The sequence below is a fragment of the Phyllobacterium sp. genome (assembly GCF_037994425.1).
In the GTDB taxonomy this organism is placed as follows: Bacteria; Pseudomonadota; Alphaproteobacteria; order Rhizobiales; family Rhizobiaceae; genus Phyllobacterium.
Map to the genome: position 1 here is coordinate 69669 of NZ_JBBNAM010000051.1, position 8835 is coordinate 78503.

Here is an 8835-nt window from a genome sequence, read left to right on the forward strand (position 1 = left end):
GCAAGATTCAACAGGCATCGGGTGGCGAGCCTTGCACCGGGTTCGGTCACCGCTTAGAAAGCAACCGCACGGCAATGGGGAGACGAGCAATGACGACGGAAGATGGGCCAGACCGCTTGACCCGCCTCGAGATTATCGTGACCGAGCAGGATAAGACCATCGAGGAACTCTCGGCCCAAATCGCCGAGCAGTGGAAGACCATCGAAGCCATGCGTCACAAGCTCGAGGCGCTCGCCGACCGGTTTCTCGTTCTTGAAGAACAGACGGCGCCGGATATTCCGGTCACCAAGCCGCCGCATTATTGAAGTGATTGCTGTTGAACCACTTGAGAAACATCCCGGCCTCGTCAGCGTCTGCGCACGTTGGAACTATGACGAATGGGGAAAGTCAGCGGGACGCACGCTGGAGCGAACGATAGACGATTTGCGCGGTTTCCTCGAACCTTCCAGCCGGCAAAAAGGCCTGGTCGGTTTTGTGTCCGGCGTGCCGTCTGGTCTGGCTCTCTTGATCGATAACGACCTCGAAACCCATCCACATCTGCAGCCGTGGCTGGCCAGCCTCTATGTCGTTCCAGAGCAACGCGGCAAGAGCCTGGGCGGCGCGCTGATCGCCGCCACCGAGGAAACAGCCCGATCGCTCGGCCATCGCGAGCTTTTTCTCTACACAGAGAAGGGCGATTATTATTTGCGCTTTGGCTGGCAGCCCTACGAAGCGCTCACCGGCGAGGATGCTGGCTACACCATCCTATCGCGTAGGCTCTAGAGTCGCTTTCCTCAAAACTTTGATTTTATTGCTTCTCCCATCAGCTTCATCGCCAAGCGCGCCCATGACGGCGCCGGCGCCGCGATCGATCCATAGTTTGAGGCGCATATAGACATTGCGCGCCCGCGAACCCGAAAACGCCAGCGCAACAATCGTGTACCAACCGGCCTCCACGCAAAAAAGCATAGGCGGCAGGGCGAGAAGCAGCCAAAGTGGCGGCGATGGCGGCATCAGCGCCGCAAAGATACTTGCGTAGACAATCGACGTTTTCGGATTGCTGAGTTGAGTCAATAGGCCAACGAGAAAAGCCCGCGGCACGGAAAGGCCCCTGCCTTCCCCACTTCCATTGGAAGCCACCAGCGGTTTGGACGCGCCGCGCCAGATCATGATCGCGAGATAGACGAGGTAGGCACCGCCGAGAAGCTTCAATACGAAATAGAGCCATTCAAATTTGAGCAGGAGCGCGGTTAGCCCAAGGACGGCGAGCGCAGCAAAGAATGCGCCGCCGACGCCCATTCCAAGTGCCGAAGCGAGGCCATGGCTCCGCGATGCGGCGACCGAGATGCGGGAGACAAGTACGAAACTCGGGCCGGGGCTCATGGCGCCAATCGCAATGGCCGCTAGTATGCTGAGGAGGACGGCAAGGGCAGTCATGGCGGTCCTTTGGTCTTAAGGGGCTACTCTTAACGACGAAGCCGCCAGATGTCACCATCGGCGGCTTCCAGAGCGATGAAGCGCCAGCGCTTACTTATAGGGGCAGGCATTGTCCGTGTTGTAGTTATGGACCTTGATCTTGCCGGAAATGATATCAGCCTTTGCCGACTCGACCGCCTTCTTGATGTCGTCGGTCAGAAGCTTGGCGTTGTTTTCGTCAGCCGCATAGTCGACGCCGGCTTCCTTGACACCGAGCACATTGACGCCGGCGGTAAACTTGCCATCGGCGCCGTCCTTGAACGCGTTATAGGTCGCAACGTCAACGCGTTTCATCATGGACGTGAGAACCTTGCCCGGGTGCAAACCGTTCTGGTTGGAATCGACACCGATACCGAGCTTGTCGGCGTCGGCAGCAGCCTGCAAGACACCGATACCGGTACCGCCGGCGGCAGCGAAGACAACGTCCGAACCCTGATCCATCTGCGACTTGGCGATTTCGCCGCCCTTGGCTGGATCGTTCCAGGCCGCAGGGGTGTCACCTGTCATATTCTGGATCACCTTGGCTTCCGGATTGGTAGCCTTGACGCCGCCGACATAGCCGCACGCAAAGTTGCGGATAAGCGGAACGTCCATGCCACCGATGAAGCTGACCGTGCCCGTCTTCGATGCCTTGGCGGCGATCACGCCGACGAGGTAGGAGCCCTCATTGTCGTTGAAGACCACAGAGCGCACGTTCGGCTTTTCCACGACCGCATCGATAATGACGAATTTGGTGTCCGGAAACTCGGTCGCAACCTTTTCGATCGCGGCAGCAGCCGAGAACCCGGCGATGACGATCGGTGAATTGCCGTCCGACGCGAACTTGCGCAGGGCCTGCTCGCGCTGCGCCTCATTCTGGATTTCGAACTCGCGATATTTCACGCCGGAGTCAGCCTTGTACTTCTCGGCACCGTTGAACGCGGCTTCGTTGAATGATTTGTCGAACTTGCCGCCCAAATCATAGATCACCGCCGGCTTGTCATCGGCAGCAAAGGCCGAGACGGACAATGCTGCGGCGGCCATGAGACCAAGAACAATGCGCTTCATTTGAACCAACCCTCTGGATTTTGTTGAAAGGATCAACCTGTCGTTTAACCCTTGAAATCGTGGCGGCAACCCAGGATAGCTCCCGCCCAAAATCAATCTTGCATGCCCGCAGGCAAAATTCACGCGGAATTTTGCTGGCCGGTCAAATATTGCGCAAATATCCTGTGAAGTCAGTCTGTTAGATCAGATCTGCACGGGGAGACGAGCGGGAGATGTCGGCACCGGATGGCCCTCGATAGCCAGGCGGAATTGGGTGAGATATTGCTAACCGCAGTCTTCAACCATAGCGCCAGCGCATACGATGACGAGAGTCGAAAAGCTGACACAGCAATCAGCGCGCGGCGAAGCGTCCGACCCTTTGCTCCCGCCGGTAGCCGAGCGCGTACAGCACGAAGGCAAGAGCCGCGAACACGATGAAGGTCGGCGTTTCGAAGATCCAGAGCATCAAGGGATCCCAGAGGAGTGAGTAGACGTGCGATCTGATGTAGTTTTCGGCAAGGGCGAGCGAGGCGGGCGAAAGTGACTGCCAACTGTCACGCAACGACGTCATGACCAGATGTGACGCGCCGACTGAGCGGGCAGCGTCCAGGACAGCGGCGATAATCGCCAGGCTCAGGGCAATATAGGCAAGAAGCCTTATAAACGCGCGTACCACTCAACCACTCCGGAATTTACGCCTTGTCGCGAAATGAGCATGACCAAAAAACACCGCCACACGCCCGCGAACAGCATGAATGAATGCAATCTTACCGGCATTTTGACGGCGGATGATGAAATTTTCGCGAAAATTCCCAGCAAATTCAGGAGCAATTTCGAGAAACTGCGGCAAAGCGCGATAATATTGAAATAGGTGTTGAACAAGTGCCTGTTCTGACTATATTGCGCGCCGCACGGGGTCGCTGCCGACTAACCATCGACAGGTGTTGCGTGCGTTTCAAAATAAAGAGTGACCGATGGTTGACGGTGCTCGCGGCCGGTGTTTCCGGCCGATACGATCAACTCGCCCGGCCAGACGCCGGACGTTGGACGGAGAGGTGGCCGAGTGGTTGAAGGCGCACGCCTGGAAAGTGTGTTTACGTCAAAAGCGTAACGCGGGTTCGAATCCCGCTCTCTCCGCCATTATATCTTGTCAACTGATTGAATATTAATAGCTTTATACCTCATCATCGTTTCCCCTCGCACTTTTTCCCGCACCTAGCGGATACGCTGTTCGCCGTTTTGCGCTGCCATCCGCAGCCTTTTGCTCGGGCACCTTGGTGCTGGCCTCGCCTTGGTTGGCAGAGAGGCATACCAATTCCCAGCCTCTGTGTAGTTCTGCGGGACGCCTAGGCCCTTATCGTACATGGGGCCGGGTTGAATTGGCCGATCGCGTCGCCCTGGTCGGCAGCAAGGCGGGACATGTTCGCCGCCCTGACGTAGTTGCCACTCTCACTGGCGGCGTCGCCATCCTCAACTGAGCAGCAGCGAAGGCGACCATGTCGTTGGCCACGGTGCCCACGCCAACCTACCCCCCATACGAATTCATGTCCCAATCGTCATCATGGCTACTAGCACCGGTCCCCATGCCGTAAGCAGAATATTTCCAACGGCATACGGAACTGTGTAGCCCAGCGCGGGAACGCTGCTTTTAGACTCGTCTTGAATGGCACGAAGTGCAGCCGTAATCGTCCCGGCACCGGCGCAGGCGCCAAGAACGATCAGCGGATTCATCCTCAATACATAGCGGCCGAACAGGATGCCGATGGTGTGTGGCAATAATGCTGACACCAGACCTACGGCAACGAGGCTCAATCCGGTATTTTGAAGTCCAGAGAAGAAGCTGGGTCCGGCGCTCAAGCCGACCACCCCGATAAAGAGACACAACCCTACGGTATCGAAAATCCAGATCGCCGGCTCCGGCATCCGACCGAAAAATGGGTATACGGATCGAAGCCAACCGAAGATCAAACCCATAATCAAGGCCCCGCCACTTGCGGTAAGTGTGAGCGGAATACCTGCGACAGTGAGCGAAAGCAGCCCCACAAGCCCCCCGAGCACGATACCGGTGCCGACGAAAACCATGTCGGTCGCATCTGTCGGACGGTCCGCATAGCCAATTCCCTTGGCTGCCTTCTCAACCTCCGGCTTGGTTCCGATCAGGCACATCACGTCGCCTCGATCAATCCGCGTTATTGCGCCGATAGGTATCTCATGTCCGGCGCGTGTGAGCCTTCGAAGAAACACGCCGCGCGCAAACTCCAGCTTGGCCAAGTCAGCAAGCCCTAGTCCTACGACAGAGCGTTGTGTAACCACGACATCCAGCACTTCGATTGGGACGTCGAGAAGAGACTTGTCGTCCACTTCAGGACCGATGATGTCGCCTCGCCTCACGTGAATTTCCTGGCGCGCAATCACCGCAACAATATCATCCTCGCGGATGACCAAGTCGGGTAGCGGCTCCAAAATCTCAGTGCCGCGGCGAATTCGCGCAATGAAGACCCGAGTGTCCTTGGGCATTGCCTCGATATCCGCCAGGGTCTTGTTCACCAGTAGGGGATTCGTGACGCGGTAGGCTCGGACGTCGAAAAATTTGGTCCCGGAGACGACGCCTGGGCCAAGTTCCGACGAACCCGCCAGCGCAGCCTGCATGCGAGCACCTTCTTCACGCAGGTTTATCCCCATCAACTTGGGCCCGATGGTGGGAAGGTACCAAACGAGACTGGCAGTCCCGATCAGGTAGGTGACCGCATAGGCGACAGGTATGTTGTTTAGCAGCGCGCTTCTCTCCGCATCGGACAGCGGGAGGCGCTGAATGGCCTCGCCTGCGGTGCCGATCACTGTCGACTCGGAGAATGCGCCAGCGAGGAGCCCGGCTGCCGTTCCGATGTCGTAGTTCAGCAGCTTCGCGAAAGCGAATGCCGTGAGCAGACATGCAAAGCAAAGGACCACGGTGAGCAGCACCTGCGGGATTGCGTCCTTTTTCAGTCCTCGAAAGAACTGCGGCCCTACCTTGTAGCCGGTAGTGAAGAGGAAGAGATCGAAGAAAATGACCTTCACGATTGGTGGGACTTTGATGTCGAGTTGTCCGATCAAGACTCCTGCGAACAGTGTGCCCACTACAATGCCGAGACTGAAGCTCCCAAACTTCAGGCGGCCGATCAGGAAGCCAATTGCCAGCGTAAGGAAGATTGCCAGCTCAGGATTTTTCTGCAGCGCCTGCACGAAATAGGTCATGTGCTTCCCCCAATGCTAGCCCAACTCCAGCTACAATCTGCTCATCTACGGCGAATGCAATGCATACCTCTTGTTTAGACATTAATCCCAGAGCCGCGAATTTTCGCGCATGCGGCGGGGCCGAACCGTAGCGCGACGAAGGGGCGCGTTTATCGGGTTACCCTGACGTCGCAAGGCGGGGCATTGAGGAATCCGATCGCATAGCTGCCAATCATGCCGCCGACGATCCCGCCGCGGCTATGGGTACCCATGACAAGTAAATCGGCGTGCTGTTCACCCACGATCTTATCAATGCCCGGGACAATTTCGCCGCGTTCGAGCCTTGGCGTGATGGACCCAGTGAAGTTTCCATTTTTTTTCACAAATGCGTCGGTGGCCGCATTGGATTCGCGCTGGGATTTCTCGATCAAGTGCCGCTCATATTCAGCCAACTCCTCGGCATTCACTTTGATACGGCTCGAGAACGGTGTTTGATAAACATGCAGGAGGCAAAAAGCCGCTTGTGGTGCAAGTTCAAGTCCTCCGCTAAGCGCATGCTCCGAAGAGGGAGAGAAATCCGACGCGGCAACGACCGTGCGATAAGGGCCAGCAGGTTTGTCTTTCACAACCAGAACCGGAACGAGGCTGTTGCGGACAATATTTCCGGCTTTAGTCCCTATAAAGCGGTCTTTCGTCGTCGCATGGTGCATGCCGAGCACGATAAGATCGACTTGTCCGGTTGCAACCTCGGCCAGAACATCCTTCCAAACCGAACCGATCTTGACGATAACACTGATGCGCTCGGCCGCTGGCGGGGACAAGTTTGCCCAGTGCCGCCGCAACTCCATCTTCCCCTCTTCGATCAATCGCGCTTTCATGCCGGAATCGTCGTCGTTTACATTCTTATCATCTATGACATGCATGACGGTCAGTTTGGCGTCATGTGCCTGCGCCAGTTGCAGCGCTCTTTCAAATGCTCGATCCGATAGCTCGCTGACATCCATTGCCACGAGAATATGTTCCATGATGACGCTCCCCGGCAGCCCCGCGTATCAAGTACCGATAGTATATTGATTTTGGGCCAATTTCTTCAAAAATTCATGATGGGCGTCGCCCTGCGAATAGCGCGCTTTGGGATTTTCTAGAATCTGTCAGGATCACTAGACGGGTATCACGCACCTGAACAATCACTGGGCGCGTGGGTCAAGAACCAGCGCATCCGGTTCGCCGCCATCTTTTACCGTAACGTACTTTCCTAGCACCGTTCGTTGTGCGCCACTGAGCACTCCTTCACGGCAACAAAAGGGAGTTCAATGGTCATGAAGCAGCTTTACGCCCTCCTGTTGCAGGCAGCTCGCGGCTCTTCCGACTCTGGCAATGGGGCAATCAGTCCTCACCAAAGCGGAACGCACAAGCGAAAGCATGGAACCTGCACTTGTCCACGCAAAGGAACATGAGTCGGCGCAAGCGAAGCTTGACGAACTCTTTGCAAGGACCGGAAAGCGTCCCAACATCGTCTGGCTCGTCGTGGACGACATGGGCTACGGCGACCCGGGCGCGTTCGGCGGCGGTGCGGTCGTCGGTGCCGCAACACCCAATATGGATCGGCTGGCGAGCGAAGGCTTGAAGTTGACCTCGACCTATTCACAAGCGACATGCACGCCTACTCGCTCGGCCATCCTTACAGGACGTCTGCCCGTGCGTACGGGGCTCACAAGGCCAATCCTTGCCGGCGACAAGGTCACCAAGAATCCTTGGGCCGACGAAATTTCACTGCCTCAACTTCTGGGCGCTGCGGGCTACAAGTCAGTCCTGTCGGGCAAGTGGCATGTTGGCGAGAGCGAGGGTATGCGACCACAGGACGTTGGCTTCGACGAATTCTACGGGTTCTATGAAGCGGAGAAGGAAATCACCCAAGGTGTTGACAAGCGGCGCTACCCCGACCTTGTGCTCAATCCTGAGCGCCTTGCAATGCTTCGCCAAACGGGATCCAGCAACGCCCTCGTGCATGGCTTCAAGAATGGCGAGACGAAGGACGTAGAGATCATCGACAGCATCGAAAAGATGGCTGAAGGCGACAGACTTCTCAAGGAGTTCAGCGTTGGCAAGATCAAGGAGCTCGCCCAAGGCACGCAACCCTTCTTTCTGGAACATGCCTTCATGAAGGTCCATGCCGACAATTTTGCCAGCAAAGCATTCGAGGGCAAGAGCGCCAGCAAGTATCCTTACAAGGACGACGTGGTCGAAGTTGATGCCTATATCGGCGAAATCGTAAGGGCGCTCGACGACGCGGGCGTGCTCGACAACACGTTTATCTTCATTACGTCAGACAACGGCCCGCAGCTCGATAGCTGGCCCGACTCCGGCTATACGCCCTTCCGAGGAGCGAAGGGCTCTGCCTGGGAAGGCGGCGTTCGGGTTCCAGGCATCGCCTATTGGCGGGGCAGGATAAAGCCTGGACGCCAAAGCGATGAACTCTTCGATCTCATGGACCTCTTCAACACGTCGCTGCGTCTTGCCGGGGCATCGAGCACGATACCCACTGATCGCTACATCGATGGCATCGACCAGACATCATTTCTCCTTGACGACGAGGGCCACTCCAACCGCGAGAAAAGTTACATCTGGAACGAGCAGAATTTCATGGCGATGCGCATGTACGAATACAAGATTCATGTCAAAGTCGTAGAGGAGCATGCCCAGTGGCTAAACATCGACATGACCACCGTCAGTGATGTCGGCCTCGCGCCGTGGCTCTTCAATCTCTACATCGATCCAAAGGAACAGTACCCCGTTGGCCATCGCATGAATGCTTTTCTTGCATCGATGGCCGCCGAGATGAAAGCGCACGCGGCAACATTCAAGAAATATCCGCCAAAAAACATTGGCTTGGGGCAGTAACGTCCCGCAGTCGAAAGCCTTGTGCATGCAGAGATGCGGTGACACTTTGGCACTAGGCGGACATCGTCGATGGCCGCCTTTTTCGGTACCGATTCGTTGCTCCGATCGCAGCTTAGAAGTTGCGCTGGAAGCGAATGATGCCGCCGAGTGCGTCATCCTCGCCGAAGTCGCTCTCCGCCACTTCCTTCCGGTCGCCGCCAAACTTGGTGTAGTCGATTTCCGGCCTGATGAAGAAGCCCG

General features: G+C 56.7%; 8 protein-coding genes, 1 tRNA gene and 1 pseudogene. 4 read left to right on the forward strand and 6 right to left on the reverse strand.

Annotated elements, in window-relative coordinates; all coding sequences use genetic code 11:
- Nucleotides 1–89 precede the first annotated feature (89 nt).
- Nucleotides 90–305, forward strand: a complete 216-nt coding sequence (locus AAAB35_RS03470; protein ID WP_340666835.1) for a SlyX family protein — start codon at nucleotides 90–92, stop codon at nucleotides 303–305.
- A gap of 1 nt (nucleotide 306) precedes the next feature.
- The gene (locus AAAB35_RS03475) at nucleotides 307–762 is read left to right on the forward strand and encodes a GNAT family N-acetyltransferase (RefSeq protein ID WP_340666836.1); all 456 of its coding nucleotides are present in this window, start codon (nucleotides 307–309) and stop codon (nucleotides 760–762) included.
- Here AAAB35_RS03475 and AAAB35_RS03480 read toward each other — a convergent pair.
- From AAAB35_RS03480 to AAAB35_RS03490, 3 genes are all read right to left on the reverse strand, one after another.
- Nucleotides 745–1416, reverse strand: coding sequence for a LysE family transporter (locus AAAB35_RS03480; RefSeq protein ID WP_340666837.1), 672 nt, complete (start codon nucleotides 1414–1416; stop codon nucleotides 745–747). The genes AAAB35_RS03475 and AAAB35_RS03480 overlap by 18 nt on opposite strands.
- A gap of 90 nt (nucleotides 1417–1506) precedes the next feature.
- Complete coding sequence (locus tag AAAB35_RS03485; protein ID WP_340666838.1) at nucleotides 1507–2502, reverse strand: BMP family ABC transporter substrate-binding protein; 996 nt, start codon at nucleotides 2500–2502, stop codon at nucleotides 1507–1509.
- A 331-nt stretch (nucleotides 2503–2833) separates the two neighbouring features.
- The gene (locus AAAB35_RS03490) at nucleotides 2834–3157 is read right to left on the reverse strand and encodes a hypothetical protein (RefSeq protein WP_340666839.1); all 324 of its coding nucleotides are present in this window, start codon (nucleotides 3155–3157) and stop codon (nucleotides 2834–2836) included.
- A gap of 373 nt (nucleotides 3158–3530) precedes the next feature.
- Here AAAB35_RS03490 and AAAB35_RS03495 point away from each other — a divergent pair.
- A tRNA-Ser gene (locus tag AAAB35_RS03495) sits at nucleotides 3531–3621 on the forward strand.
- A gap of 402 nt (nucleotides 3622–4023) precedes the next feature.
- Here the strand turns inward: AAAB35_RS03495 and aspT are convergent.
- Together aspT and AAAB35_RS03505 are read right to left on the reverse strand one after the other, a co-directional pair.
- A complete protein-coding gene (gene aspT, locus AAAB35_RS03500) occupies nucleotides 4024–5715 on the reverse strand; it encodes an aspartate-alanine antiporter (protein WP_340666840.1) in 1692 nt (563 codons plus the stop codon).
- A 149-nt stretch (nucleotides 5716–5864) separates the two neighbouring features.
- Nucleotides 5865–6719 (reverse strand): universal stress protein, encoded by an 855-nt coding sequence (locus tag AAAB35_RS03505; RefSeq protein ID WP_340666841.1) that lies wholly within the window; start codon nucleotides 6717–6719, stop codon nucleotides 5865–5867.
- A 397-nt stretch (nucleotides 6720–7116) separates the two neighbouring features.
- Here AAAB35_RS03505 and AAAB35_RS03510 point away from each other — a divergent pair, with 397 nt between their 5' ends.
- Nucleotides 7117–8595 carry an arylsulfatase gene (locus AAAB35_RS03510; protein ID WP_340666842.1) on the forward strand — a complete coding sequence of 493 codons (1479 nt, stop codon included), beginning with the start codon at nucleotides 7117–7119 and terminating at the stop codon, nucleotides 8593–8595.
- Nucleotides 8596–8707: 112 nt separating this feature from the next.
- On the opposite strand, the pseudogene AAAB35_RS03515 reads toward AAAB35_RS03510, so the two are convergent.
- Nucleotides 8708–8835: pseudogene (locus AAAB35_RS03515) on the reverse strand (porin); the annotation flags it as partial.

Coding starts and splice junctions, on each gene's coding strand:
- aspT (WP_340666840.1), bottom strand. CDS start 5,715: ATGACCTATTTCGTGCAGGCGCTGCAGAAAAATCCTGAGCTGGCAATC.
- AAAB35_RS03510 (WP_340666842.1), top strand. CDS start 7,117: ATGGAACCTGCACTTGTCCACGCAAAGGAACATGAGTCGGCGCAAGCG.
- AAAB35_RS03485 (WP_340666838.1), bottom strand. CDS start 2,502: ATGAAGCGCATTGTTCTTGGTCTCATGGCCGCCGCAGCATTGTCCGTC.
- AAAB35_RS03470 (WP_340666835.1), top strand. CDS start 90: ATGACGACGGAAGATGGGCCAGACCGCTTGACCCGCCTCGAGATTATC.
- AAAB35_RS03480 (WP_340666837.1), bottom strand. CDS start 1,416: ATGACTGCCCTTGCCGTCCTCCTCAGCATACTAGCGGCCATTGCGATT.
- AAAB35_RS03505 (WP_340666841.1), bottom strand. CDS start 6,719: ATGGAACATATTCTCGTGGCAATGGATGTCAGCGAGCTATCGGATCGA.